General features: G+C 55.0%; 27 protein-coding genes. 20 read left to right on the forward strand and 7 right to left on the reverse strand.

Annotated elements, in window-relative coordinates; all coding sequences use genetic code 11:
• Positions 1-6 precede the first annotated feature (6 nt).
• Complete coding sequence (locus DI396_RS15990) at positions 7-891, reverse strand: ArdC family protein (RefSeq protein ID WP_110797404.1); 885 nt, start codon at positions 889-891, stop codon at positions 7-9.
• 489 nt (positions 892-1,380) lie between these two features.
• Here DI396_RS15990 and DI396_RS15995 point away from each other — a divergent pair, with 489 nt between their 5' ends.
• Positions 1,381-1,917: a hypothetical protein gene (locus tag DI396_RS15995; protein WP_110797406.1), complete on the forward strand. Its 537-nt coding sequence runs from the start codon at positions 1,381-1,383 to the stop codon at positions 1,915-1,917.
• A gap of 180 nt (positions 1,918-2,097) precedes the next feature.
• Positions 2,098-2,430 (forward strand): hypothetical protein, encoded by a 333-nt coding sequence (locus DI396_RS16000; RefSeq protein ID WP_386629927.1) that lies wholly within the window; start codon positions 2,098-2,100, stop codon positions 2,428-2,430.
• Here DI396_RS16000 and mobQ (DI396_RS16005) read toward each other — a convergent pair.
• A complete protein-coding gene (mobQ, locus tag DI396_RS16005) occupies positions 2,420-3,718 on the reverse strand; it encodes a MobQ family relaxase (protein WP_110797437.1) in 1,299 nt (432 codons plus the stop codon). The genes DI396_RS16000 and mobQ (DI396_RS16005) overlap by 11 nt on opposite strands.
• A 664-nt stretch (positions 3,719-4,382) precedes the next feature.
• Here mobQ (DI396_RS16005) and DI396_RS16015 point away from each other — a divergent pair.
• The 14 genes from DI396_RS16015 (at position 4,383) to DI396_RS16080 (ending at position 15,864) form a co-directional block, all read left to right on the forward strand.
• The gene (locus DI396_RS16015) at positions 4,383-4,691 is read left to right on the forward strand and encodes a mobilization protein (protein ID WP_110797409.1); all 309 of its coding nucleotides are present in this window, start codon (positions 4,383-4,385) and stop codon (positions 4,689-4,691) included.
• On the forward strand, positions 4,691-6,343 hold the full coding sequence (locus DI396_RS16020) for a type IV secretory system conjugative DNA transfer family protein (protein ID WP_110797411.1): 1,653 nt from the start codon (positions 4,691-4,693) through the stop codon (positions 6,341-6,343). Before DI396_RS16015 ends, DI396_RS16020 begins: the two co-directional genes overlap by 1 nt.
• Positions 6,344-6,361: 18 nt before the next feature.
• Positions 6,362-6,925, forward strand: coding sequence for a hypothetical protein (locus DI396_RS16025; RefSeq protein WP_110797412.1), 564 nt, complete (start codon positions 6,362-6,364; stop codon positions 6,923-6,925).
• A 273-nt stretch (positions 6,926-7,198) separates the two neighbouring features.
• A complete protein-coding gene (locus DI396_RS16030; protein WP_073146354.1) occupies positions 7,199-8,227 on the forward strand; it encodes a replication initiator protein A in 1,029 nt (342 codons plus the stop codon).
• Positions 8,228-8,355: 128 nt separating this feature from the next.
• Entirely contained in the window at positions 8,356-9,030 is a 675-nt protein-coding gene (locus tag DI396_RS16035; protein WP_073146356.1) for a ParA family protein, read from the forward strand.
• On the forward strand, positions 9,030-9,380 hold the full coding sequence (locus DI396_RS16040) for a hypothetical protein (protein ID WP_110797414.1): 351 nt from the start codon (positions 9,030-9,032) through the stop codon (positions 9,378-9,380). The genes DI396_RS16035 and DI396_RS16040 overlap by 1 nt, the downstream gene beginning before the upstream one ends.
• An 8-nt stretch (positions 9,381-9,388) precedes the next feature.
• On the forward strand, positions 9,389-9,631 hold the full coding sequence (locus DI396_RS16045) for a WGR domain-containing protein (RefSeq protein ID WP_110797415.1): 243 nt from the start codon (positions 9,389-9,391) through the stop codon (positions 9,629-9,631).
• 26 nt (positions 9,632-9,657) lie between these two features.
• Complete coding sequence (locus tag DI396_RS16050) at positions 9,658-9,999, forward strand: type II toxin-antitoxin system RelE/ParE family toxin (RefSeq protein ID WP_110797417.1); 342 nt, start codon at positions 9,658-9,660, stop codon at positions 9,997-9,999.
• Positions 9,996-10,286, forward strand: a complete 291-nt coding sequence (locus DI396_RS16055; protein ID WP_110797418.1) for a helix-turn-helix domain-containing protein — start codon at positions 9,996-9,998, stop codon at positions 10,284-10,286. The genes DI396_RS16050 and DI396_RS16055 overlap by 4 nt, the downstream gene beginning before the upstream one ends.
• 152 nt (positions 10,287-10,438) lie before the next feature.
• Positions 10,439-11,335 carry a DNA-methyltransferase gene (locus DI396_RS16060; RefSeq protein WP_110797420.1) on the forward strand — a complete coding sequence of 299 codons (897 nt, stop codon included), beginning with the start codon at positions 10,439-10,441 and terminating at the stop codon, positions 11,333-11,335.
• Entirely contained in the window at positions 11,332-11,796 is a 465-nt protein-coding gene (locus DI396_RS16065; protein ID WP_110797421.1) for a BglII/BstYI family type II restriction endonuclease, read from the forward strand. Before DI396_RS16060 ends, DI396_RS16065 begins: the two co-directional genes overlap by 4 nt.
• A 12-nt stretch (positions 11,797-11,808) precedes the next feature.
• On the forward strand, positions 11,809-13,140 hold the full coding sequence (locus DI396_RS16070; protein WP_110797423.1) for a hypothetical protein: 1,332 nt from the start codon (positions 11,809-11,811) through the stop codon (positions 13,138-13,140).
• Complete coding sequence (locus DI396_RS16075) at positions 13,112-15,040, forward strand: DEAD/DEAH box helicase (RefSeq protein ID WP_235851915.1); 1,929 nt, start codon at positions 13,112-13,114, stop codon at positions 15,038-15,040. Before DI396_RS16070 ends, DI396_RS16075 begins: the two co-directional genes overlap by 29 nt.
• Positions 15,037-15,864: a protein NO VEIN domain-containing protein gene (locus DI396_RS16080; RefSeq protein WP_110797425.1), complete on the forward strand. Its 828-nt coding sequence runs from the start codon at positions 15,037-15,039 to the stop codon at positions 15,862-15,864. The genes DI396_RS16075 and DI396_RS16080 overlap by 4 nt, the downstream gene beginning before the upstream one ends.
• A 221-nt stretch (positions 15,865-16,085) precedes the next feature.
• Here DI396_RS16080 and DI396_RS16085 read toward each other — a convergent pair whose 3' ends face one another.
• The 3 genes from DI396_RS16085 to DI396_RS16100 form a co-directional block, all read right to left on the reverse strand.
• Complete coding sequence (locus DI396_RS16085; protein ID WP_162617258.1) at positions 16,086-17,633, reverse strand: PspA/IM30 family protein; 1,548 nt, start codon at positions 17,631-17,633, stop codon at positions 16,086-16,088.
• Positions 17,634-18,222: 589 nt separating this feature from the next.
• Positions 18,223-18,681 carry a MarR family winged helix-turn-helix transcriptional regulator gene (locus DI396_RS16095; RefSeq protein ID WP_162617259.1) on the reverse strand — a complete coding sequence of 153 codons (459 nt, stop codon included), beginning with the start codon at positions 18,679-18,681 and terminating at the stop codon, positions 18,223-18,225.
• Positions 18,678-19,601, reverse strand: coding sequence for a glutathione binding-like protein (locus tag DI396_RS16100; protein WP_110797432.1), 924 nt, complete (start codon positions 19,599-19,601; stop codon positions 18,678-18,680). The genes DI396_RS16095 and DI396_RS16100 overlap by 4 nt, the downstream gene beginning before the upstream one ends.
• Positions 19,602-19,715: 114 nt before the next feature.
• Between DI396_RS16100 and DI396_RS16105 the strand changes: the two genes are divergently transcribed.
• Both DI396_RS16105 and DI396_RS16110 read left to right on the forward strand, forming a co-directional pair.
• Positions 19,716-20,159 carry a DoxX family protein gene (locus DI396_RS16105; RefSeq protein ID WP_110797433.1) on the forward strand — a complete coding sequence of 148 codons (444 nt, stop codon included), beginning with the start codon at positions 19,716-19,718 and terminating at the stop codon, positions 20,157-20,159.
• A complete protein-coding gene (locus tag DI396_RS16110; protein ID WP_110797435.1) occupies positions 20,159-20,857 on the forward strand; it encodes a glutathione S-transferase family protein in 699 nt (232 codons plus the stop codon). The genes DI396_RS16105 and DI396_RS16110 overlap by 1 nt, the downstream gene beginning before the upstream one ends.
• 311 nt (positions 20,858-21,168) lie before the next feature.
• Here DI396_RS16110 and DI396_RS16115 read toward each other — a convergent pair whose 3' ends face one another.
• A complete protein-coding gene (locus tag DI396_RS16115; RefSeq protein WP_110797404.1) occupies positions 21,169-22,053 on the reverse strand; it encodes an ArdC family protein in 885 nt (294 codons plus the stop codon).
• 489 nt (positions 22,054-22,542) lie between these two features.
• On the opposite strand from DI396_RS16115, the gene DI396_RS16120 reads away from it, so the two are divergent.
• A complete protein-coding gene (locus tag DI396_RS16120; RefSeq protein WP_110797406.1) occupies positions 22,543-23,079 on the forward strand; it encodes a hypothetical protein in 537 nt (178 codons plus the stop codon).
• A 180-nt stretch (positions 23,080-23,259) separates the two neighbouring features.
• The gene (locus tag DI396_RS16125; RefSeq protein ID WP_386629927.1) at positions 23,260-23,592 is read left to right on the forward strand and encodes a hypothetical protein; all 333 of its coding nucleotides are present in this window, start codon (positions 23,260-23,262) and stop codon (positions 23,590-23,592) included.
• Here DI396_RS16125 and mobQ (DI396_RS16130) read toward each other — a convergent pair.
• Complete coding sequence (gene mobQ, locus DI396_RS16130) at positions 23,582-24,880, reverse strand: MobQ family relaxase (protein ID WP_110797437.1); 1,299 nt, start codon at positions 24,878-24,880, stop codon at positions 23,582-23,584. The genes DI396_RS16125 and mobQ (DI396_RS16130) overlap by 11 nt on opposite strands.
• Positions 24,881-25,080: the final 200 nt, after the last annotated feature.

Here is a 25,080-nt window from a genome sequence, read left to right on the forward strand (position 1 = left end):
AGGTTGTTACTCCGCAGCCATCCGGTCGGCCTGCACGGTGCGCTCCATGATGTAATCCACGGCCTTCTGCGCCTCGGACGCGGCGCGGAAAATTGCCCGGCTGTCTTCCTTCATCGCCTCAAGCCATCCTTCGACATAGGCTGCGCTCTGGTCGAATTCAGGCTCCACCCCGATCTGCGCGCACAGCATGCAGTTTCCGATCTCCGCGACCAGCTCCTCGAACGCGTAGGCCTTGCGGTCATTAAACCGGCCCAAGCGGTCCAGCCGCTTTGTCGCGCCTGTCCAGTGAATTGTCTCATGGGCCAAGGTGCCGTAATATCCTGCGGCCCTGTGAAAGGTCGCGATCGGCGGCATGTGGATGCGGTCAGTCTTGATATTGTAATAGGCGCGCGGCTCCTCGGTCACGTCGATCTGCGCGCCGCTCGCGGCAAAGAACGCCTCCAACGCGGGGTCGGCCACGGTGCCAAGATCACGAGGCGGATCGGGCAGGATGTAGAATTCAGCGGGCAAGCCCTCGATCTGATCAGCGTTGAACACGCGATAGGCCTTGGCATAGGGGATCTGACGATCTTCGCCGTTCTCGTCCTCGCGCTCGACAGTGCCGTATTTCACGACCGTGGCGGATTTCTCACCCTTGCGGACATGGCCCCCAAGCTGCTTGGCCTGATTGAACGTCATCCAGCGAGCTGAGCTATAATCCTTGGCCATCGCCGTGGCCCAAAGCATCAGGATATTGATGCCCCGATAGGCTTCGCCGTTGAACCGTTCCGGCAAGCTGACCGATGCCCCGCCGCCGGTCCACGGCTTGCGCCAGGGCGGCGTTCCCGCCTCGATCTGTGCGATAATCTGATTGGTGACATGGGTGTAAACGTCAAACTTCTCTGCGGTCATTTGTGACCCTCCTTCGCGTGACGCGGGCCGGGTCTCTTCCCCTTTCCGCCAATGGGCGGGCCTTCCTGTTCTGATCTTTGGAATGCCCATGCATTCCGAAGGGCAGAGCAGGTAAGGGCAAAGCCCGTCCTGCGGCCTTGCGGGGCCGTGACAACCGGGTGGAGGGCGAGAATTTGGGAGGGAACCGCGCGGCTCGCCCGCGTGGGAGGAACCGGAATTCTCGACCGGAACCGACGCCGCAGGCGGCGCTTGCCGGTTTTCTCGGACCTGCCAGGATGGCAGGCGGATCAATAGGATTAAGAAACTGTCGGGGCTGGGGTGAGCGGGCATCAGCCCGCCGATCCCCTGCCCTGTCTATCGCTCAAAGCGAGACCGGCGCATTGCCGGGATCACGGGGTTCTATAGCTACTTTGCAGGCGTCAACGGAAGTGAAGGACGGTCATAATCTTTTCAAAGTCTTAGGGTATTGCTCCCAAGCAGGAGTTTCAAATGACAGCCGATGTATTAGGCCCAGACAACGCATTTTGGATTGATGGCGAATGGCTTGGCTGGGATAGCATTATCGACCCAGAAGAAACCAAATACAGCCGCCTCGCTGAACTTGAGCGCGAGGCTGAACTGCGCCTCAAATATCCAAACGCTGACCCAACTTTGGTTCCTTACTTTCAGGACCTGCTGACGCTTGCAGAGGCCTATTTTTGCGACACTGGACAGCACCTCAACGTCTACGGCGACATTGGTGAGCTTTTTGGTGCGATCATGTATGGAATCAAACTCCACAAGAACCATGCCCAAGGCTCCGATGGTAGATTAGGCAACGACTTTGTTGAGATCAAAACCATCTCGCCAGTTAACAGCAAAGAAAAGACCAAGGTGCGTCTCGACAGGCATTTCAGTAAACTGCTCGTCGTGAAGATTGACGATGACTTTGAAGTGTCGGGACGTCTCGTGAAGCGTGCCAACTTGCCAAAAAGAGCGGGCAACAATCTCCGGCTATCATGGGCAAACATGGCTGATGCCACCTAACCCCATAATTTCTTACGTGGCGGGCTTGCCCTTTCCATCGACCGGAATGGTACACCCGCCATCGTCGCAGCCTAGGGGCGGTTTTAAGATTCATGCAATTCCAATAATATACTATTGAATGCACTGCTGGATTCCGCCACAAAGAGACAATCTCTCTTTTTTTCAGTGTGTGCGATGAACCTGACAACCGACCTTGAGCCAAACGTGATCACTGAACAAGGCCTACGCGAGCTTGCCGAGAAGGGGCATACGGTCGAAGTGTTGTGCCAGGCCGACCCGGAACGCAAAGGACCGAGCTGGTACGGTCTTTGGATCATGCGGACTGTGGGGGCTGACGGTAAGGAGAAGCTCCTTGTGACTGCAAGAACGCGCCTGACGCAGAATGCGATCAAGGTGCGCGAATTCAAGACGGCAACCGGCGTGATTTCCTTCCTGGTAGGCGTTGGGTTCTCCCAAGCAAGCATCCCCATGAAGATAGGCGAAAAGACCTCACACAATCTCATCAGTGACTGAGGCCCGGATCACGGTCTATCTCCCTGTCGATCTCGCGTTCGTTCTCGGCCTCCTGATCCTTCTCCTGGTCACGCTCATCCTCGATCTCCAGCTTTTCGCGCGGTTTGTTCAGGACGTCCTTTAGACGCTCGTTCACGGACGGTTTGCGCTCTTCGCGTCCAGCCTCCTCGCCAAGCTCCGGATCGTTGTGACCATCCAACTTGTGAACCGCCGCCTGCCCGTCTCTGCCCGCGTCCTTGTCCATGATCTCCTTCAGGCGGTCGCGGGCATAGTTGCGGCCCTTGGCTTGTTCTTCGTCACTCTGCCCACCACGGTCCTGCCCGCGATCCGTGATCCGCGCCAACCGCTCGCGCACGTCATCTGTAACACGGCCCTTGGATGTCGCCGCCCTGAGCGCGGCTAGACCGGCGGACACACGCCCCTGCCCGGCGTCCCGCTCGACCCCGTAGATTTCACGCGCAATCTCGACGCGCTCGCGCATCTCGCGGAACGCAGCGCGGGCCTGACGCGCGGCATGGACCACGGCCCCGCGCTCGGTGACGGGTTTGTATTCCCGACCCTCGCGCTCCGCCGCTGCCTTTTCGCGCCGCTCCATCGAGTTTGCCGCCGGTCCCAGCTTCAGTTCCGGGTCGCGATCCAGCTCCTCGGCGGACAGCGTGTCCCCGCGTTCCTGCGCTGCTTCGCGCTGCTTCTCTAGGGATCGGTGATCGACGCGCTCTACCTCGCCGACGCGCTCAAGCGCCCGGTTCTGCAACTCGGCCCAGACGCCACGCATCTGCTCGATCTCGACACCGCCGGTCTTTGCGGAATCCAGCACCCGCGTCTTGGCAGTGAAGCCCTCGGCTTCCAGCTTCCGAGTGGAAGTCAGAACATGAGCGTGATGGTTGCGCTGATCGCCCTCGCGGTGCGGCGCGTGGATCGCCACATCAACGGCGACACCGTAGCGGCTGACCAGCTCCTCGGCAAACTGTCGGGTGATCTGGGAACGGTCCTCTGCGCTGATCTCAGATGGCAGGGCCAGCTCCCACTCGCGGGCGGTGACGGAGTTGCGGCGCGTCTCGCTGGCCTCGGCTTCGTTCCAGAGTTTGGAGCGATCCTGCGCCCATGCCGGGGCGGTCTCGGGAGCGACGATGAACGTCTCCTCGATGCCCTGCTTGCGGGTGTAGTCGTGAACACGACCCTCACGCTGGCACTCGATGCGCTCGCCCGCACGGTAGGCTCCCGCCGCCGTTGCGGTGCGCCCGGCAGAGCGTTTGATCGTCTTCACAGAGAGGTGGTAGCTGGCCATCAGCGCAACCCCTGCCTGAGACGCGAACGCCGCCGACAAGCGCCGCTGCTGACCCCGGCCAATGCTCCAACATTGGCCGTCCGGTCAGCTGTTTTTTGCCCTCCGGCCCCAGAGGTGCCAACGGGCACCCCGGTCTGGCGCGCGGGCCTGCGGGGAAAAGACAGCTTGGGCGAAAATGCCCGAAGGGTGGTTGAGGCGCGGGCTTGCCTGTCATCTGCCCCCAGATCCCCAGCTTCGTGGGGAGCGGGATATGGGGACAGATGACAGGCGGTTTGCCGGGGGCAAACCCGGCGCGGATCGGCACCGTCAGGTCCGACGATCCGCGCCTCTCGGAACGGAGACGCCAGCGGCAGACCGGCCCCCACCGTGGGGCATCGGTCGAGACGTTGGTGCGAGGGTTCGGGATGCGCTCCAACCGCCAAGGTTGGTCTGAGAGGGTTTGGGAGAGGCGATGCCGTCTCCCATTTCGATGCGGAGCGCATCGAAGGGGTTTGCCATCGGCTGGGGCTTTGCCCCGGAGAGATCGCACGCAAAGCTCGAAACCGTAGGTGGAGAGTTTGCATAAGTGCGCCCTTGTCCTTTACAGGCCTACGGGTAACCTCTACCCTCTGAGGTTGTAAGTCAAATCTTTCCACCTGCAAATCTGAAAGTGGAACCCCGCGATATGGCAGAGACGGAACTCGAACGGGCAGAGAAACGATACGCCCAGGCCAAGGCGCGGCTCCAGGGTCTCAAGAACCGGGAAGCGACCAGGCAGCGCAAACTGGACACAAGGCGCAAGGTGATCCTCGGCGGGGCGCTGCTCGATCTGGCGGAGCGGGATTCCAGTGCTGCTGCGATGCTAGATCGGCTCGTGCGTAACCTTGCCCGTGAACAGGATCGCAAGGCCTTCGCGGACTGGACTGCTCCCTCGCACACCCTCTCCCCTGCCCCCATTGCGAACGATGCCGCTGATGATGAAGGCGCGTCCTGATGCGGAGATTGTTCCGCATCTCTGACGCTCTGTTCCGGTTTTTCGGTCGGCTGATCTTCACGCCCATTCTGTTGGGGTGGATGATCGGAGCCGTCCTGTTCGGTGCGATGCTCGGATCACTTGTTGCAACGCCGTTCATCTTCGCCTTCTACGATCAACAGCCGGGCGAAAGCGCATGGCAATGGCTGGTGTTTGGTCCGTTCATTTTCATCGGTGGCGTCTTCGGGTTCCGATACTGGCGCATGGTCTCTGGGGCCGATGCCTACTTTGGGCTGACTGGGGACAGTCATGGGTCGGCCCGCTTTGCCAGCCGCAAGGAACTGAAAAAACTTCAGGGCAAGGACGGCCTCTTGATCGGGCGCAATCCGGGGACCGGGCAGCTGCTGCGCTATGACGGTCCCGCCCATCTGATCACCCTCGCCCCGACACGGGCCGGGAAAGGCGTCGGCACCGTCATCCCGAACCTGCTGGCGGCGGAACGGTCGGTCCTCGTCATCGACCCCAAGGGCGAGAATGCCCGGATCGCCGGGGAAGCGCGGCGACGGTTTGGAACAGTTCACGTCCTCGATCCGTTCGAGGTCAGCGGAATGCCTTCTGCCGCCTACAACCCACTCGACCGGCTGACACCGGACAGCCTTGATCTGGGCGAGGATGCGGCCTCCCTGACAGAGGCGCTGGTGATGGACCCGCCGGGTCAGGTGACGGAAGCCCATTGGAACGAGGAAGCCAAAGCCATCCTCGGCGGGCTGATCATGTTCTGCGTCTGCCATGAGGATCATGACCGGCGCACCCTTGCCACCGTGCGGGAGTATCTCACCCTGCCTCCGGAAAAGCTGCGCGCCCTGCTGGAGCTGATGCAGGACAGCGATGCGGCGGGCGGGCTGATTGCCCGCGCCGCCAACCGGTTTCTGGGCAAGGCGGATCGCGAAGCCGCCTCGGTCCTGTCGAACGCGCAACGCCACACCCATTTCCTCGACAGCCCGCGCATTGCCAAAGTCACGTCACGGTCGGATTTCCACTTCTCGGACCTGCGCCACCGGATCACATCGGTGTTTCTGGTGCTGCCCCCCAACCGGATGGACGCCTACAGCCGCTGGCTGCGCCTTCTGGTCTCCCAAGCCCTCCAGGACATCGCACGGGACGCTGAGGCCTCTGTAGGCGCTCAGGGCGCTTCTCAGCGCCTCAAGACCCCTGCCCTCTTCCTCTTGGACGAGTTCGCCGCCCTGGGCCGTCTGGAAGCCGTGGAACGCGCTATGGGGCTTATGGCAGGATATGGCCTCCAGCTCTGGCCCATCCTGCAAGACATGAGCCAGCTCAGGGACCTCTATGGCGAACGCGCGGGCACCTTCATCGCCAATGCCGGGGTGCAACAGGTCTTCGGGGTGAATGATTTCGAGACGGCAAAATGGCTGAGCCAGATGATCGGCCAGGAAACCACCGGCTTCCAGACCGACAGCTACAAGCCCGGGGACAATCCCAGCTTCAGCAACAACCTCACCGGGCGCGATCTGCTGACCCCCGATGAAATCATGCAGATGCCGCCGAACGTGCAGCTCCTCCGCGTCCAGGGTCAGCCGTCTACCCTTGCCCAAAAGCTGCGCTACTACGCGGACCCCGAGTTCAAGGGGCTGTTCGTCCCGCAGGACCAGTGATCAGAAGGATGACCCACCATGACCGACACGCCTGACCCTGACCAACCCGAGTTCCCTGCCCTCTCCGACGCTGAGCTGCGCGAAACACTCGATTTGATGGCCACAGCGGTCGCCAGCATGTCCAACCGGATCGACGCCCTGACGACAGTTGCGAACAAACAGATCGAAGTCTCGACAGAGGCGCGGATCGCCGCGTTCGCGGCTCGGGATCAGACCAACCCGAAAAAATATGGGGAGCTGGTCGGCGCGACGATTGATGGAAAGATAAACGATAACTTGGTGCGTATGGGCCAGATGTGTGTGGATCTGTTCGAAGCTTCAAAAAGGGCGCAGGATGCGCTCAAGAAAGCTGACGAGGAAAAATCAACGGCTCTTCGCGAAGTCTGGGAACGGGAGCAAACGGCAAAGCAGTTGAAAACTCGATTGCCTTGGTTTGGTCTGGGTGCTGCCGTTCTTGCTTTGGTGCTGACGGTTCTGCTTCCTCGTTTCTTAGCCAGCAACGCTTCCACCTGTGCTGTCCTTGGAGCGTCGTGGACAACGACAACCACGGGTGTTGATGCTTGTGTGTTTTATGCGGAGTGACTTAACCGATTCGCCTGCATCGTTAGTCGTTTGCATCGTTTTGGATGAATCTCGCTAGTGTTATATATGTGTTAGAATCTGTGTTACGTGTAATTTGAGGGCATTATTCATATTTGTTTTCAATATGTTGTGCGCTCGTGCTGCAGCTATTGTCCCGTTCAGATGCAGGTGTTATCCCAAATACTGCAGGTGTTATCCCGATAAGACTTGAAGTGCAGCTAATATCCCGATAACAACTAAAGTGCAGCTAATATCCCGTTGAGAGCAGGCCTCATGAAAGAAGACAATCCCCCTCTCCTACCGGACAGATACCCGCAGACGGATCTCTTTATCTGCGATGTGGCTGATGCTGTGATCAAAAGCGACATGGCTTCGATGGAACATCCAATCTTCACCTTGTCAAAGAAACCCATTCGCGAAGTTAAAACTTATGAGAATGGCGACATTGTACTAGAGGTAACCCCCAGTTCAAAAGGCATCGCGAACATCTACGATAAGGACATTCTGATTTTCGCGATCAGCCAGATTATGGCTGCCAGAAATGAAGGTCGCCCCTACTCACGGGAGATCATGTTTCAGGCGCGAGATTTCATGGAGTTTAGCAACAGACACACTGGAGGCCACGATTATGACCTTCTTCGTGATTCACTGGATCGCCTCGACGGCACACGCTTGCGGACCACAATCAAGACCGGCGGCGAGGAGACATGGGAAGCATTCGGCCTGATCGATGGGGCAAAGATCAAACGGACGCGAAAAGACGGGCGGGTAACGGAATGGGGGCTGCGCCTGTCTGAATGGCTATTCAAGGCGATTGAAGCGAATGAAGTGCTGACCCTGCATCCTGACTATTTCCGTCTTCGCAAACCGATTGAAAGGCGAATTTACGAGATTGCCCGGAAACACTGCGGAGCAAAGGAATTTTGGCAGATTGGGCTGAAGAAGCTCCAAAAAAAGTGCGGATCGAGCGATGCATCGCGGAACTTTCGGATGGCTGTTAGGGCTTTGTGCGAATTTGATCACCTGCCCGACTACTCGGTGAGCATGGAATCCGACATGGTATCTTTCAGAAACCGTAACTCGGCCCCTGCCCTTCTCGGAGAAGGCTATTCAGTTAGTCTTCGACCAGACACTTTTGAGGCCGCTCGAAGGGCTGCTCCGGGCTGGGACGTGTACGTGATAGAGCGGGAATGGCGACAGTGGGTAGTGTCACTTCTTGATCAGGGAATGGAGCCGCCAAGAAGTCCAGACAACGCTTTCATAGGGTTTTGCCGCAAGTGGGCCGCACGGCAAGATTTATGATATTAAAAGTAACGTGATATTTATTATGCCGTATAATATGCCGGGTATAAAATATGCCGTGAAATATAAAATAGCGTGACATATAAAAGGTCACGTAATAAAAGATGCCGTAAAAAAGAGGCAGAGCAATGATCGTTAGCGTTCTATCCCCCAAAGGCGGATGCGGGAAATCCACGTCGGCACTCACTCTCGCAACAGTTTTTGCGAACAATCCGGATTTGTCAGTCGCCATAGTGGATGCCGATCCTCGTCAAAGCATTGCGCGCGTTTGGCTGGGTAAGCGGAAAAGTGAGGGCTTGGGAAAACCGCCCTTCGAGGTGATCTCTGATCCATCTGACGGGAGCATCCTTGATACTCTGGAGGCAGCCGAAGCGAAGCACGATCTGGTGTTTGTCGATCTTGAGGGCGTAGCAGGTCTTATGGCGTCCTATGCAGCCTCCGCGTCAGACATGTGCATTATACCCATGCGTCCAAGTGCCCTTGATGGCGATGCCGCTGGCGCAGCCCTCAAGATGATCCGAGACGCGGGACGTGCAGCCCGCAGAACCGTTCCAGCACGAATTTTGATAACTCAGACTGATGCTGCCATCGTCACAAAATCTCACAAGGAACTGCTTGCTGAACTGGATGGGGCAGGGGTCGAACGCTTGCAAACCGAACTTATGCGTCGCGCGCCTTTTGAGCGCGTGATGGCTGAAGGAAAGACTCTTTTTGAGCTTGGGCATAATCAATCGGTCGCCAGCGCGATCAGCAACACTGCTAGGCTCGGCAAAGAATTGGCTGAGATACTGGAGGCGGAATAATGGCTAATAGTTTTCTGAACCTTGATGACGACGATGGAAAACCAGAAACCGATGTCAGAATCGGGGCTGCTCTAAAAAGTAAGCCAAAGGCAGTCCGTGCCAAACCAGACAAGAGCGCTGTCGCAAAGGCCGGGGAGGCACATGGCTTCACTCGATCAACAGAACCTGCTGCCGTATCCTCCTCGTCTCGAAGGGGTCGGCCACCACTGAATGAAGATATGATCTACTGGCGCATCTACCTGTCTAGCCAGCTTCGTGACGAGTTGAATCAGTTGCGGGATGAAGAGGGCAGGCGACTCAATGATGTTATTGAGGACATGTTGGCGGCATACCGTAAGACAAAGAATTAGGTTGGCCGATGATAGAAATCCATCTTGAAAAGCATGACGCTGACAAGAACGTGGCGCGATACTATCGGATGTCGGTTCACCCAAACTTGTTTGGTGAGTGGGCATTACAACGCGAGTGGGGACGGATAGGGCAAGGCGGCCATGTTCGGCTGGATTTGTTTCGCAGCGAAGCGGAAGCTAAACGCGCCCTTAGTGGCCTAGAAGGTGTTAAGCAGCGCCGTGCTTATGAGCATGTAGGGATGAGCCATTGACTTATGTGCCAATGACGTATAATTAAATGACGAAATTGCAAACAGTCGTGGAACTACCTGAATTCCAGCGCCGGGCCAAAGCGGTCATGTCGGACAGCGTGCGAGAAGCCGCCATCCTTTGGATCGCAGGAAACCCCGATGCTGGCGTTTCAATGGGTGGGGGCCTTCGTAAGGTTCGCATCCCGCGTGAAGGCGGCGGCAAGAGTGGAGGCTTCAGGACGATCTATGTGTTTGGCGGACGCCACATGCCGATCTTCCTGATCACTGTATTTGCAAAGAATGAAAAGGCCAATCTGACGGCGAAGGAACAAGCCGCCGCTGTGGAGCTGAGCAAGGAGATCGTCGCTATGTGGAGTGATAAGAAATGAGCGCATTTGACAGCATCAAACAAGGCCTCGAAGAAGCAAAGGCATTCTCGAAAGGGCAGGGGGCTAGTGCCGTTTTGCACGAGATTGCCGTTCCGGAAATAGATATTTCTGAGATCCGGGCTCAGACTGGCCTGTCACAAGCAGAGTTTGCTCGCAGTATAGGGGTCGCAAAAGGCACCTTGCTCAACTGGGAACACGGGCGGCGCACTCCGAATGGGCCAGCCCAAGTACTGCTGGCCCTAATTGCCCGCAAACCCTCAGTCGTCCAAGATTTACTAGGGCGCTGATGTCGAAGTGGTGCTGCGGAGAAATAATACAGCATACCATATTATGTGTGGCGCGAACATATTAGTAACAAAATGTAGCTTTTTGCTTCACAAGACAAACTACAAAGTGCACCCTACATGGGTGGGAGTCTATAAATTATGCTAGAAAATCAATGACAAAGACAACTGTTCGCCGTAAGGCCACACAAAATGACATCGCCGACGTGACCAGACTGCAGCGGGACATTGATGTTCAGGTTTCGTGTGAGAACAATCTGAAGTTTATGCGGCGGCTTCCCGATGAATCAATGAAGCTCATCGTAACTTCGCCGCCGTATAACATCGGCAAAGAATACGAGAAGCGGCGTTCGCACGAAGTCTATATCGAAGAGCAGGTCGCGTGTATCGCAGAGGCTGCTCGGCTGCTACACCCGACCGGTTCCATTTGTTGGCAGGTAGGCAATCACGTCCACAACGGTGAAATTTTCCCACTCGATATTCTCTTATATCCTATATTTAAGCAACTGGGCCTTCAGTTGAGAAATCGAATTGTGTGGACCTTTGGTCATGGGCTGCATTGCCAAAAGCGCTTTTCAGGGCGCCACGAGACGATTTTGTGGTTCACAAAATCCGAGGACTACACATTCAATCTTGACCCAGTTCGTGTTCCTTCAAAATACCCGAATAAAAAGCACTTTAAAGGGCCAAACAAGGGTGAAATTTCCGGGAATCCTTTAGGTAAAAACCCCTCCGACATTTGGGATATCCCCAATGTAAAATCTAATCATGTAGAGAAGACAGATCATCCATGCCAGTTCCCAGTCGCTTTGGTGGAGCGCCTCGTTTTGTCTTTGACCAATCCAGGAGATAGCGTCTTGGATCCGTATCTGGGGGTTGGGTCGTCTGCAATCGCTGCCCTGAAGCACGAGCGTAACGCATTCGGTTGTGACCTGGAAAAACGCTACGTTGATATCGCATGGGAGCGGATACACGACCTTCGGGCAGGCCGATTGAGGACCAGGCCTATGAACAAGCCGGTCTACGAACCTAGTGTAAAAGAGAGCAAATGAAGTTAGCGTATACCTATGATAATCACCATGAAGCTGGTGCTGTATGGGAAAACCGGGATCTAAAGGAGTGGCTTACTGACGTATTCGAAGAGCCGTCGATAGCTATTGGAAAGAGGTGCACGGGAGCCATCCGAGAGCACGTTGAAAAGGAATTTTTGAACGACGGTTGGGCGATGGATGTAAGGCTCGATAGCGAGTCTATGATCAAGATATTTTCTTTGAAGAACGATTTGGCGTTTCAGCTTCAAACTGGCAATATGAGCCGCGCCCCATACGACCTTTTAAAGCTGGAATACCTCTATAAATCCGGACGCATCGAAGCCGCTGCATTGGCTTTGCCCACTCGGGAAGCTGCTAAAGAAATTGGTGACAACATAGCCTCTGCAGAAAGAGTGATCCGTGAACTAAAGCTCTTTGACCGGGTTATTACCGTTCCAATTTTAGTCGTGGCATTTGAGTGAGGGACCAACAAAATGTTTGAAATCAGCCTGAAGCCTCGCTCTGAACGCGAGGCTACAATCGCCAAGCGTGTTGCGGCAACAGACAAAACAAACGCATTGGATGACTTTCGCGGAGATCGAATTGATCTTCCCGAAATAAAGCTGGAAATCAGCTTGCCCGTTTACAGGATGGGTAATTGTAGAACATTCTCTGAACAACAAAGTGTCATAGCAAAGAAGGAACTGGACAAGACTCTGTTCTCAATGGGCCAAGAGTTATCCTCAGTTCAACAACTTCAGCACGGTATTCTACGAAGAATTACTAAGGCAGCTAAGGCCTCGATAGCCAACATCGATGAAGTTCTCGAAGCTGAAGGTCAACGGGAGCCCATCTTGATCACGGCCACAGGGGTAGTTGTCAACGGGAACCGTAGGCTCAGCGCCATGCGTGATCTCTACACGCAAGATCCAAGCAAGTTTGCCCAATTCGCATACGTCAGATGCGCAGTACTTCCGTCAGATACATCTGCGGATGAGATCGATGATATCGAGGCTGCTCTGCAGGCCAGACCTCAAACAAAGCTGGATTATGATTGGATTGGAGATGCCCAGCTGGTGCGGCGTCAGATCAATAAAGAACGTTCGCATGAGCAAGTCGCAGACCAGTTAAGACGGCGGACGATTGATATCAAGAATCTTTTGCAAGCCCTTGAAGAGGCAGAGCTATATCTCTCAGATTGGCGTGGAAAACCCGGCCAGTATGCGCTTGTCAGTGATGATGCTGAACAGTTATTTAAAGACCTGCCAAAAAACATTGCGGGACAAGACGCTCAGCTCCAAAATGCAAGCCGCGCAATCGCATGGTCACTTTTCGACAACCGCGATAAGCTGTCTGGTCGTGTATATGGATATAATGCGGCGTTTGGAAAGCTCGCGCCAGAGGTCATTGAGACGGTCGTTGATGAACTAGGCCTTGATTTAAGCTCCGCTGATGACGAATCCGATGAAGATTTTGGTTTTTCAATCGAGGAAGATGACGAAGCCATTGATTATCAACCTTTCGTCGCCGCGCTAAAGGAAGAAGAGACAAGAGATGATGCAGTTGAAACGCTAATTGATGCCTGCGTAACTGCTATCGAAAGAGATAAGGGCAAAAAGAACAAGAACGCCGCTCTGAAAGCTCTCGGGCAAGTGCACTCAAAATTGGCTGCGATCGATGTTTCAATGGCGGGCGCAGCTACCTACCCGGCTATGCTCAAACAGATCGACGCTATTGAGGAGGCTCTTGAGAAAATCCGGGGCAAAGTAACAGAAGCCATGGCGGCAAAGAAATCCGATGCTGGAGATCAATCAGCAGATGAGTGACCCCACCAAAGTCTCCATTTCGATCAATTGCAAAGGTGAAGGTGAATTTGAAGTCTTACCCGACGACGTAACTTCATCGATCTGGAGTCGTTTGAACTCAGCGACCCTGTCGCACGGCTTTAAAACGAAGACTACTGGTAACGAGTTAACGCTATCATGGCCAGACACGCTAACAATTGTTCGCGAGTTTGCGACTAGATCAGCGCAATCGACATTTAATTTTCGGTTTGAGCCAACTGAAGAAGCAAAGAGCAAATTACAGACCTTCTCCCTGCAGCTTCAAGCGGTCAAAAAGTTCAATAAAAGCGAAGGTACTCTGCGCTCTGCGGAAGACATTCAAGCGGAGTTGATTGCTCTGGGCTTCACTCGCCGAACCCTGAAGGATTTCCAGCTTCGTGATCTTGCCCAACTCCTACACCTACCCAACGGGGCAAACTTCTCTGTACCTGGGGCCGGTAAGACAACGGTTACCTTTGCTCTCCATTTGCTCTCAAAACAAGACGGGCTGCACCTAATCGTGGTTGCGCCCAAAGCTGCTTTTCAAGCTTGGAAAGACATCGTTGAAGAATGTATAGATGTAGATCAGGATCCAGATATAGGTGAGAAATTCACCGTTCTAGATGGCAGTGTTGATGCAACCGAAGCCGCCCTGAACTCAGGGGCTAGCCGCTTCATAATTTCTTACGACCTCGCAATAAGACAACAGTCTGTGATCGCAAATCACGTTGCGACGCACCCTACCCACCTAGTGCTCGACGAGTCTCACCGCATGAAGGCTGGCCTTGCTTCCCAACGGGGACGGTTTCTTTTGGAGATTGCAGCACTACCCGTAAGAAGGGACATACTTTCCGGTACGCCCATGCCCCAAGCGGCATCTGACATTCAGTCCCAATTAGACTTCCTTTGGCCAGGGCATGGCTTAGGCCAAGAGGTTTCCTTTGGAAAGTCACCTCGCGAGGTCCTTGGCAATCTGTATGTGCGGACTACAAAAACTGAGCTGGGGCTACCAAAAGCCACCAGGACGTTTCTTGACGTAGAAATGGACGATGGACAACTCGCACTCTATTCGATTGTCAGAGACGAGTTTCTGCGAAATTTTGCTAACAAGACTGGGGCGGGTCTGGGCGAGGTCCAACTGCTTAGGGCGCGTAGATCTGTCATGCGGCTCCTTCAGCTGTCAGTAAGCCCAACGCTTGCGCTCAATGCTATGGCAAACGACTATGTTGAGGTTTCTTCCTCTATTGTAGATGCTGTTCTAGAAGAAGGGCATTCAGCAAAACTACGTGCTGTTATGGCGCATGCGCGTGAGTTGGCAAAAGCTAACCACAAGGTAGTGATATGGACGATATTCACTGGAACGATCCATAGTCTAAACTCAGCTCTAGCTGACCTGAATCCCGTATATATTCATGGGGGCGTTTCTTCCGGATTCGTTGACAATCCAGAGACCCGAGAAGGGCGTATCCGCCGCTTCCACGAAGATCCAAACTGCTCTGTGCTGATTGCAAATCCCGCAGCGGCGGGGGAGGGTATCAGCCTTCATACGGTCTGCCACAACGCAATTTATGTGGATCGCAGCTACGTCTCCACCCATTACCTACAATCCATCGACCGCATTCACCGCTTAGGATTGGCCCCAGATCAAGAGACAAATATATTTGTTTACCGGACAAAAGCACCGGCACAGATCGGCAGTATCGATCTGTCAGTGAGTAGGCGGTTGACTGAGAAAATACGTAATATGCAAGAACTCCTCGATGATGACGATCTTCACGAAATTGCATATGATGAAGAGCAAGCTGACGATCCCATCGATTATGACGTGGGTATCCAGGACATAATCGACTTGATTTCTGAGTTTGAAAACAAAGCACCTGAGCCAGATGACGAACTCCTATGAGCGGCTCAGTTCCAACAGAAAGGCTGTTTTCGCTCTCATGTTTTGAGGGCCTGAGACTCTTCAGGATATATGCTGAAAGCCATCACGGGTTGCCCCAAGCTGAGCTGATTGAACTAATGCATCAAGTTGAAGTCGATGCGAGCAGCCTGGATATGGAAGCTGCAGTGGAGCTGCACCCACATTTGGACATAGCGTGTCAATTAGATGGGGAACCTTTTTTTCAGAGCTGCATCAAAGCCGTTGTTATTGGTCATCAACCGATTTGGGCAAAGACAATGAGGCAAGGACGCGTAAGGTTCATTGATTCTTTGGATTCAGATGATCGTGACGTGTTTGCTGCGGCAGGGCTTCTAAACAACCCACCTGATATTGCTGTTGTCGGTTGGTGGGACGATGTAGTTGGCCATGCTCGATTGGCTGTAGACATTGAGAAGATGGAACAGGCCCGCCGCGCAGAAGCTCTAACTATTGAATATGAAATAGAAAGGCTGAAGGCTCTAGGAATATCGAAAACGCCAGAATGGACCGGGTTGGACGATAACTTTGCTGGGTACGATGTCTTGTCACATGATTTAGTAGCTGGGGCAGAAGTGAATCGGATGATCGAAGTCAAGTCTACGATCAACTCACCACTGCGTTTCTATCTGTCTAGGAATGAATGGAACACGGCAGACAAAATTGGTGACGCTTACGTCTTCCATGTTTGGAATATGGCGCTCGAGCCACCAGCCTTATTTGAAAGAACTATCGAAGATATTCGACCTCATATACCTTCAGACAATGAGAAGGGAAAATGGTCCAACGCGGCAATACCTGTAGGATAATGATACTTGGATGACCGCGCTTGCAACATTATTAACATAACAAGTATTATGAGATAAGTCAGCACTGCTGACATATATAGCTATTTCGGCAACTGATTCACGTCCCTGCTTCTGAAAGCAGTCGTTGATATTTAGCTTGATTGGGCCTGCACTGCGGACGACGCAGTGGTCGCCCACACTAACTCGAAGGTCGGCTCTGATGACCGGCTCGCCTAGAATATCTAGGTTTTCGTATTGGGCAAATGTCTTCCAACATAACCCACAACCATCTTCAAACGCTCTTGGTCGAAGATGAAGTGAATTGAAGAACACGCGTTGGCGTCCCCAGCGCCAATAGTGATATGGGGCTCGAACAGCTGTTTCTTTCCTTGATACACAAACTCGTAATGGGAGCGATACTTCCCGCGCGTAGTGTCGGAGATATGCATGCTGCTCCGCTTTCCCCACCCTCGATCTCGCAGATGCTGTAGAAGGTCTCCCCCACTCCCATTGTCGTCTCGGTTCTTGCTCCAAGCATCGACAATTTCATCAAGATCGATCAAAGCCCTGAATATGTCATAAGGGCGCTGGAATGGGCTTTCCGCAGCAGCAGACATGGCTGTGTCGAGTATCTCCAATTTCTTGCATCGTATGGCAGCAGCTTCGACAGCCTCCGCCACGGAAGAGAAGGCCAATTGCTCGGTCGCATCGGTATGGGCGATTTCCTCCGGGACTTCGGGTCCCGCAGCAAAGAACACCTGCTGGTTGGCTCTGAGATTGGCGTTCTCCGCTTCTAAATCCGCGACCTGCTCTTCCGCCTCCTTAAGTTGGTCGACTGCTTGCTGATAGTCGTCCCAGAACTCGTCACCCGCCTCGCGCTTTTGATCGAGAAGCTTCTGGCGTTCAGCAGCTTCCGTGCTCCGGATCAGGTTGGCAATCCGCTTATCAGGTACGTATCGGAAGGCCGCGACAGCAAAGATTGCCCGTTCAATTGCCCTTGCGGCGGCTACAGAACCAACTTGCTCAATCCAAGACCCGAAGAACAAACGGTGGCTTCGCGGATCCGACGCTTTCGAAAACCCGGGCCAGTAGATTCGGGTTGCTCCATTGAAGCAGGACAATTGCCGCCCGACCTCATTGGCGAAATCCCACGTCAACTCGGGGTCCTCGACGCACACCACCACCGCCACACCGGCAAGGTTGCGTGCGAGCTTTGCTGGATCGATTTGGTTCAACTCCCCGTGTGCATACGGCGACAGTAGAACCACAGGCAGCTTCCTGAGATCACTTGTTAGAAGGCGAAGTAGGTCATCTAGCCCATCTTGCTCCAAGGCGTACGGTTCGGCCCGGACCTGCATTTCCCCAATGTAAGTGGGTGCCTTTGTGCAAATATCGCGGATGGCACGAGGCGATCCGAAGATCAACTTTGCAGGCGCTACACTGTATTCGACCGACTCGATGGATATGAGATGCTCGACACCGCAGCGGTCTCCAAACTGACCAATACGGACCTCGTTCGCCCACCGCAAACCCGCATCGTTGTCATCGGGGAAGGACCAACGAATGCGTACTACACGGTCACCTTCATTCTCGAAGACTGAGGAAATCAAAGAATGGCCCCTCGGAAGTCCTTGGGGCACGTCTACGCTTTGCGGGTTAAACTCGAATTGGTGGAGTTCACGTCGGTCTCTGTAGTGCCCAACAATCCAGTCCTGGTAGGTGGAAAGAACACTTTCGATGCCGTGTTCGGCCACAACGTCGAAACGACAAGAATAAACAAGACGAGCCACCGGAAAAATTCCCTCAAAATCACTTCATTGAAGGAACCTATCGCAAGGTCCTGAGACTGACCATGGGGTCCAAACGCCTCGCGTATGTGATCAGTGAACATAGGGCAGGTCGTAGAAACGGTCATTCGTCTTAGACGCCGCATTCGTCACTCTTGGCTCATTTTGTTTAAAAGTCGACTTTAACGCCAGTTTGGGAAATTTCCGATCACTACAAGGCCAATGAAAAATTAGTCGAGGGCGTCGGCCAAGGTCGCTTTTTGCCCTTTACGACATCAGATTCCCATGAAGGTCAAAAACCTGCCAAAACTACAAATTTTTGGCAGGGAGGTTTTGTCACACCCAAGCGATTGATATGAGGTAGGTCAGTGGGTAGCGGTCAAAAGGACCGTTTTAGGGCCATAGGTTGTGGCAAGAGGTTTGTGTCCGAGAGCCGTCATTGGTGCTCCGCGCGGCGAAAGCTGACTGAGAGCCCATAATTACTGATGCTGCACCATGCACGAATGGCAGCTATTCGATCCCTACGGTGGGTCGCTTGGTCAGAGCCCCAATAACGATTTCAGCCCGAAGAGAAACCTGGTAGGCTGGTATTCTACTTCACCGGCTGCCGCGTATCTAGCTGCGCCATAAGATGCGCCAGGTTTCGGATATCGGTTGGGGAGAGCTTTACAGCAAAATGGTTCTGTATCGCCTTTCCGTAAATCGGCCACATGGCTTCCAGCAAATCGCGACCGCTGGAGGTGATCTTCAGAACTTGTCCTCGGCCATCGTCTTCGCTGTCGTGGCGATCAACAAAACCTGCTTTCACGAGCCGATCAACCAGTCTGGAAACACTATATTGCGCGAGAAGCATCTCCTGACGTAATTCAAACGGTCGCAGACCTTTGTCTCCAGCTCTACGCAACTCAAGCAGCGCGTCATATTGAGCAAGTGGCGGAAATCCCTCGCGACGGAGATCGACCTCAACCGACGCAAGAACTGACTGACTGACACGCACGAGACGCGCCCAGGAGGTCTGCGCTTCATCATCCGGCATTTCTGATTTTATCAACGGCTTACCTCCATGGAGAATGTTCTTGGCACGATCCACCGCCCGTTCGGCATGGGATTGCGGATTGTGAACGCGGAATCATCAAAGTAATGAATGCGATATTCGCCCAAGCGCACTGTTTGTGACACATTTGGTCTGTTGTTAACCCGCAAAAGATGCTCCTGAAGTCCGAGGTGATCGCGCCACATCAAGTCGAGGAGCAAAAATGCGCCGTGGTAGGCCACGTCGAACCTTATACCGGTTGCAAACAGCAGGAGGTCGGCGGCGCTCAGTTGATCTCTCCAAATCCACTTGTGATCCCTTAGTCGTCGATCGAAGTGTCGCAATTCCTTATGCAGGGCATCGCTGGCAACATCGTATGTCTGTTGATCTCCAGCAAAGCCAACGCGATACACAGCTAAATTCAAACCCTCAATTATCCGATCGGTCAGTGCAGCTAAGTCGGGATCTGCCGTGGTAGGGAGGGGTCCATTCGCATTTGTTGCAAGGATGGCATCCATGATTTCCCGTGAATCTGCGGAGGCGATAACCTCTTCCTCACAATCCCAAAGTACCGGAACGCTAACGCGCCCAGTATAATTCTCATCGCTTGCCTGATAGACCTGCCAGAGATGTTTGGCATCGGGAACTGGATCAGATGGCCCAGATTGCAGTTGCCAGCCCTGCGGTCCGCCGAGCCAAGGATCAGCAGTGGTCGTGGGCAGATTTAGGCCACTAACCGCACGTGCCAAAAGCGTCCTGTGAGCAAAAGGACAGGCATGCGCGACGTAGAGATGATAGCTTTGAGGGCGCTCTCGTAGTCGAGCATGATTAATAGTGACCTTCGATGCCGGCGTCGAAAATCCTTCAGCAATTCCTGACAAACCACCACCGGCAGATGTGATCTCTGCGTGCCATTCCCCATTGATCATTCCCCGCATTCGACCTCCGAATATCTAGCTCAACATAGATGCATCTGCAATTATATTGACTCTGCATGCAGGTGCAACTATATTCACTAACAAGATGCACCTGCATTCACATTGGAGACATATATGACAAACACAGACACACGAACGAACCTCACACCGATGGCGACGGCTCTTCTTAGGATCGCGCTTGGCGTGATGTTTATTGCCCACTCGCTTTGGCTAAAGCTATTTGTCTTTACCTTATCGGGAACGGCCGCATTTTTTTCATCTATCGGCCTACCGGGTCCGCTTGCCTACGTCATCTTTGCGATGGAAGCGGTTGGAGGGATCATGCTGATCCTGGGGATCCAGACGCGTTGGGTTTCACTTGTGATGATTCCCGTATTGGCAGGAGCAACCTGGGCGCATTGGCCTAATGGTTGGATGTTCGGCTATGAGAATGGCGGTTGGGAATATCCTCTTTATCTCACTCTTCTCGCCGTCGTTCAGGTGATGCTTGGAGATGGTGCTTACGCGCTTCGACGCTCAAGCCCACTTCCTAAAGCGCTTGCAGAGAGGATTGCATAATGGAAAAGCTTAAACTCGTCTCCCATCATCTCTGCCCCTACGTGCAGCGTGCAGCCATTGCATTGTCTGAAAAAGGGGTTCCGTTTGATCGCGAATGGATCGATCTTGCAGATCGGCCAGAGTGGTTCAAGTCAGCATCACCTTTGGGCAAAGTGCCTCTACTGATGATTTCCGATGATCAAGTAAGCGAACCGACAGCCCTCTTTGAAAGTGCTGTAATCGTAGAGTTTCTTGAGGACACAGAACCAAACCCTTTGCATCCTTCTGACCCCGTCGAGCGCGCACGGCACCGCGCGTGGATTGAATTCGCCTCCAGTGTGCTGAACGGTATTGGTCGGCTCTATAACGCCCCGTCGAATGATGTTCTTGATGTTGAGACGGAAAAACTGCGCGGTATGTTTACACGGCTTGAAAATGACCTTGAAGCACGCTCTGGCTCATCAGAACTGACGTATTTTGCAGGTGACAGATTTTCACTTGTAGATGCTGCCTTTGGCCCAGTATTCCGATATCTTGATACTTTCGAGAAAGATGCCGATCTCCATCTGTTGAATGATAGCCATAAGCGTGTGTTGCCGTGGCGTAATGCATTGGCGGCCCGCCCGTCGGTCAAAGATGCAATTGATGAAAGGTATCCTGACCGATTGAGGCAGTTTCTCGTTCAAAAAGGAACCGCGATTTCAACGAGAATTGAGTGAACGCTCGTCATATACTTGGTCAAGGAGAGCCGCCATTCACAGCCGAGGCGGGAATGACGGGTTTGTCCGCGTCTTGCTTGTTCACGTGCCTTGCAGCGAATGGCTGTTGATCGCCATGAACACCGCTCATCCGCCACTGCATCCGGGCATGGCATGCCCGTCCGCGCGAAGCGCAGGGCCTGTCGGCAGGTGGCCGTCAGGTTGCCCGCCGACAGGTCACCCTGAAACCTCCCTCACCCAAGATCACGCTACAATGCAAAAAGGCCCCCGCCTACTGGCGGGAGCCTCGATAATTTCAGCGGCCTAGGTTGTTACTCCGCAGCCATCCGGTCGGCCTGCACGGTGCGCTCCATGATGTAATCCACGGCCTTCTGCGCCTCGGACGCGGCGCGGAAAATTGCCCGGCTGTCTTCCTTCATCGCCTCAAGCCATCCTTCGACATAGGCTGCGCTCTGGTCGAATTCAGGCTCCACCCCGATCTGCGCGCACAGCATGCAGTTTCCGATCTCCGCGACCAGCTCCTCGAACGCGTAGGCCTTGCGGTCATTAAACCGGCCCAAGCGGTCCAGCCGCTTTGTCGCGCCTGTCCAGTGAATTGTCTCATGGGCCAAGGTGCCGTAATATCCTGCGGCCCTGTGAAAGGTCGCGATCGGCGGCATGTGGATGCGGTCAGTCTTGATATTGTAATAGGCGCGCGGCTCCTCGGTCACGTCGATCTGCGCGCCGCTCGCGGCAAAGAACGCCTCCAACGCGGGGTCGGCCACGGTGCCAAGATCACGAGGCGGATCGGGCAGGATGTAGAATTCAGCGGGCAAGCCCTCGATCTGATCAGCGTTGAACACGCGATAGGCCTTGGCATAGGGGATCTGACGATCTTCGCCGTTCTCGTCCTCGCGCTCGACAGTGCCGTATTTCACGACCGTGGCGGATTTCTCACCCTTGCGGACATGGCCCCCAAGCTGCTTGGCCTGATTGAACGTCATCCAGCGAGCTGAGCTATAATCCTTGGCCATCGCCGTGGCCCAAAGCATCAGGATATTGATGCCCCGATAGGCTTCGCCGTTGAACCGTTCCGGCAAGCTGACCGATGCCCCGCCGCCGGTCCACGGCTTGCGCCAGGGCGGCGTTCCCGCCTCGATCTGTGCGATAATCTGATTGGTGACATGGGTGTAAACGTCAAACTTCTCTGCGGTCATTTGTGACCCTCCTTCGCGTGACGCGGGCCGGGTCTCTTCCCCTTTCCGCCAATGGGCGGGCCTTCCTGTTCTGATCTTTGGAATGCCCATGCATTCCGAAGGGCAGAGCAGGTAAGGGCAAAGCCCGTCCTGCGGCCTTGCGGGGCCGTGACAACCGGGTGGAGGGCGAGAATTTGGGAGGGAACCGCGCGGCTCGCCCGCGTGGGAGGAACCGGAATTCTCGACCGGAACCGACGCCGCAGGCGGCGCTTGCCGGTTTTCTCGGACCTGCCAGGATGGCAGGCGGATCAATAGGATTAAGAAACTGTCGGGGCTGGGGTGAGCGGGCATCAGCCCGCCGATCCCCTGCCCTGTCTATCGCTCAAAGCGAGACCGGCGCATTGCCGGGATCACGGGGTTCTATAGCTACTTTGCAGGCGTCAACGGAAGTGAAGGACGGTCATAATCTTTTCAAAGTCTTAGGGTATTGCTCCCAAGCAGGAGTTTCAAATGACAGCCGATGTATTAGGCCCAGACAACGCATTTTGGATTGATGGCGAATGGCTTGGCTGGGATAGCATTATCGACCCAGAAGAAACCAAATACAGCCGCCTCGCTGAACTTGAGCGCGAGGCTGAACTGCGCCTCAAATATCCAAACGCTGACCCAACTTTGGTTCCTTACTTTCAGGACCTGCTGACGCTTGCAGAGGCCTATTTTTGCGACACTGGACAGCACCTCAACGTCTACGGCGACATTGGTGAGCTTTTTGGTGCGATCATGTATGGAATCAAACTCCACAAGAACCATGCCCAAGGCTCCGATGGTAGATTAGGCAACGACTTTGTTGAGATCAAAACCATCTCGCCAGTTAACAGCAAAGAAAAGACCAAGGTGCGTCTCGACAGGCATTTCAGTAAACTGCTCGTCGTGAAGATTGACGATGACTTTGAAGTGTCGGGACGTCTCGTGAAGCGTGCCAACTTGCCAAAAAGAGCGGGCAACAATCTCCGGCTATCATGGGCAAACATGGCTGATGCCACCTAACCCCATAATTTCTTACGTGGCGGGCTTGCCCTTTCCATCGACCGGAATGGTACACCCGCCATCGTCGCAGCCTAGGGGCGGTTTTAAGATTCATGCAATTCCAATAATATACTATTGAATGCACTGCTGGATTCCGCCACAAAGAGACAATCTCTCTTTTTTTCAGTGTGTGCGATGAACCTGACAACCGACCTTGAGCCAAACGTGATCACTGAACAAGGCCTACGCGAGCTTGCCGAGAAGGGGCATACGGTCGAAGTGTTGTGCCAGGCCGACCCGGAACGCAAAGGACCGAGCTGGTACGGTCTTTGGATCATGCGGACTGTGGGGGCTGACGGTAAGGAGAAGCTCCTTGTGACTGCAAGAACGCGCCTGACGCAGAATGCGATCAAGGTGCGCGAATTCAAGACGGCAACCGGCGTGATTTCCTTCCTGGTAGGCGTTGGGTTCTCCCAAGCAAGCATCCCCATGAAGATAGGCGAAAAGACCTCACACAATCTCATCAGTGACTGAGGCCCGGATCACGGTCTATCTCCCTGTCGATCTCGCGTTCGTTCTCGGCCTCCTGATCCTTCTCCTGGTCACGCTCATCCTCGATCTCCAGCTTTTCGCGCGGTTTGTTCAGGACGTCCTTTAGACGCTCGTTCACGGACGGTTTGCGCTCTTCGCGTCCAGCCTCCTCGCCAAGCTCCGGATCGTTGTGACCATCCAACTTGTGAACCGCCGCCTGCCCGTCTCTGCCCGCGTCCTTGTCCATGATCTCCTTCAGGCGGTCGCGGGCATAGTTGCGGCCCTTGGCTTGTTCTTCGTCACTCTGCCCACCACGGTCCTGCCCGCGATCCGTGATCCGCGCCAACCGCTCGCGCACGTCATCTGTAACACGGCCCTTGGATGTCGCCGCCCTGAGCGCGGCTAGACCGGCGGACACACGCCCCTGCCCGGCGTCCCGCTCGACCCCGTAGATTTCACGCGCAATCTCGACGCGCTCGCGCATCTCGCGGAACGCAGCGCGGGCCTGACGCGCGGCATGGACCACGGCCCCGCGCTCGGTGACGGGTTTGTATTCCCGACCCTCGCGCTCCGCCGCTGCCTTTTCGCGCCGCTCCATCGAGTTTGCCGCCGGTCCCAGCTTCAGTTCCGGGTCGCGATCCAGCTCCTCGGCGGACAGCGTGTCCCCGCGTTCCTGCGCTGCTTCGCGCTGCTTCTCTAGGGATCGGTGATCGACGCGCTCTACCTCGCCGACGCGCTCAAGCGCCCGGTTCTGCAACTCGGCCCAGACGCCACGCATCTGCTCGATCTCGACACCGCCGGTCTTTGCGGAATCCAGCACCCGCGTCTTGGCAGTGAAGCCCTCGGCTTCCAGCTTCCGAGTGGAAGTCAGAACATGAGCGTGATGGTTGCGCTGATCGCCCTCGCGGTGCGGCGCGTGGATCGCCACATCAACGGCGACACCGTAGCGGCTGACCAGCTCCTCGGCAAACTGTCGGGTGATCTGGGAACGGTCCTCTGCGCTGATCTCAGATGGCAGGGCCAGCTCCCACTCGCGGGCGGTGACGGAGTTGCGGCGCGTCTCGCTGGCCTCGGCTTCGTTCCAGAGTTTGGAGCGATCCTGCGCCCATGCCGGGGCGGTCTCGGGAGCGACGATGAACGTCTCCTCGATGCCCTGCTTGCGGGTGTAGTCGTGAACACGACCCTCACGCTGGCACTCGATGCGCTCGCCCGCACGGTAGGCTCCCGCCGCCGTTGCGGTGCGCCCGGCAGAGCGTTTGATCGTCTTCACAGAGAGGTGGTAGCTGGCCATCAGCGCAACCCCTGCCTGAGACGCGAACGCCGCCGACAAGCGCCGCTGCTGACCCCGGCCAATGCTCCAACATTGGCCGTCCGGTCAGCTGTTTTTTGCCCTCCGGCCCCAGAGGTGCCAACGGGCACCCCGGTCTGGCGCGCGGGCCTGCGGGGAAAAGACAGCTTGGGCGAAAATGCCCGAAGGGTGGTTGAGGCGCG

The sequence above is a fragment of the Litorivita pollutaquae genome, from assembly GCF_003205515.1.
GTDB lineage: Bacteria > Pseudomonadota > Alphaproteobacteria > Rhodobacterales > Rhodobacteraceae > Litorivita > Litorivita pollutaquae.

What these genes read in the sequence shown, in the direction of transcription:
- DI396_RS15990 (WP_110797404.1), bottom strand. Translation starts at nt 891, where the DNA reads ATGACCGCAGAGAAGTTTGACGTTTACACCCATGTCACCAATCAGATT.
- DI396_RS15995 (WP_110797406.1), top strand. Translation starts at nt 1,381, where the DNA reads ATGACAGCCGATGTATTAGGCCCAGACAACGCATTTTGGATTGATGGC.
- mobQ (WP_110797437.1), bottom strand. Translation starts at nt 3,718, where the DNA reads ATGGCCAGCTACCACCTCTCTGTGAAGACGATCAAACGCTCTGCCGGG.
- DI396_RS16015 (WP_110797409.1), top strand. Translation starts at nt 4,383, where the DNA reads ATGGCAGAGACGGAACTCGAACGGGCAGAGAAACGATACGCCCAGGCC.
- DI396_RS16020 (WP_110797411.1), top strand. Translation starts at nt 4,691, where the DNA reads ATGCGGAGATTGTTCCGCATCTCTGACGCTCTGTTCCGGTTTTTCGGT.
- DI396_RS16025 (WP_110797412.1), top strand. Translation starts at nt 6,362, where the DNA reads ATGACCGACACGCCTGACCCTGACCAACCCGAGTTCCCTGCCCTCTCC.
- DI396_RS16030 (WP_073146354.1), top strand. Translation starts at nt 7,199, where the DNA reads ATGAAAGAAGACAATCCCCCTCTCCTACCGGACAGATACCCGCAGACG.
- DI396_RS16035 (WP_073146356.1), top strand. Translation starts at nt 8,356, where the DNA reads ATGATCGTTAGCGTTCTATCCCCCAAAGGCGGATGCGGGAAATCCACG.
- DI396_RS16040 (WP_110797414.1), top strand. Translation starts at nt 9,030, where the DNA reads ATGGCTAATAGTTTTCTGAACCTTGATGACGACGATGGAAAACCAGAA.
- DI396_RS16045 (WP_110797415.1), top strand. Translation starts at nt 9,389, where the DNA reads ATGATAGAAATCCATCTTGAAAAGCATGACGCTGACAAGAACGTGGCG.
- DI396_RS16050 (WP_110797417.1), top strand. Translation starts at nt 9,658, where the DNA reads ATGACGAAATTGCAAACAGTCGTGGAACTACCTGAATTCCAGCGCCGG.
- DI396_RS16055 (WP_110797418.1), top strand. Translation starts at nt 9,996, where the DNA reads ATGAGCGCATTTGACAGCATCAAACAAGGCCTCGAAGAAGCAAAGGCA.
- DI396_RS16060 (WP_110797420.1), top strand. Translation starts at nt 10,439, where the DNA reads ATGACAAAGACAACTGTTCGCCGTAAGGCCACACAAAATGACATCGCC.
- DI396_RS16065 (WP_110797421.1), top strand. Translation starts at nt 11,332, where the DNA reads ATGAAGTTAGCGTATACCTATGATAATCACCATGAAGCTGGTGCTGTA.
- DI396_RS16070 (WP_110797423.1), top strand. Translation starts at nt 11,809, where the DNA reads ATGTTTGAAATCAGCCTGAAGCCTCGCTCTGAACGCGAGGCTACAATC.
- DI396_RS16075 (WP_235851915.1), top strand. Translation starts at nt 13,112, where the DNA reads ATGCTGGAGATCAATCAGCAGATGAGTGACCCCACCAAAGTCTCCATT.
- DI396_RS16080 (WP_110797425.1), top strand. Translation starts at nt 15,037, where the DNA reads ATGAGCGGCTCAGTTCCAACAGAAAGGCTGTTTTCGCTCTCATGTTTT.
- DI396_RS16100 (WP_110797432.1), bottom strand. Translation starts at nt 19,601, where the DNA reads ATGCGGGGAATGATCAATGGGGAATGGCACGCAGAGATCACATCTGCC.
- DI396_RS16105 (WP_110797433.1), top strand. Translation starts at nt 19,716, where the DNA reads ATGACAAACACAGACACACGAACGAACCTCACACCGATGGCGACGGCT.
- DI396_RS16110 (WP_110797435.1), top strand. Translation starts at nt 20,159, where the DNA reads ATGGAAAAGCTTAAACTCGTCTCCCATCATCTCTGCCCCTACGTGCAG.
- DI396_RS16115 (WP_110797404.1), bottom strand. Translation starts at nt 22,053, where the DNA reads ATGACCGCAGAGAAGTTTGACGTTTACACCCATGTCACCAATCAGATT.
- DI396_RS16120 (WP_110797406.1), top strand. Translation starts at nt 22,543, where the DNA reads ATGACAGCCGATGTATTAGGCCCAGACAACGCATTTTGGATTGATGGC.
- mobQ (WP_110797437.1), bottom strand. Translation starts at nt 24,880, where the DNA reads ATGGCCAGCTACCACCTCTCTGTGAAGACGATCAAACGCTCTGCCGGG.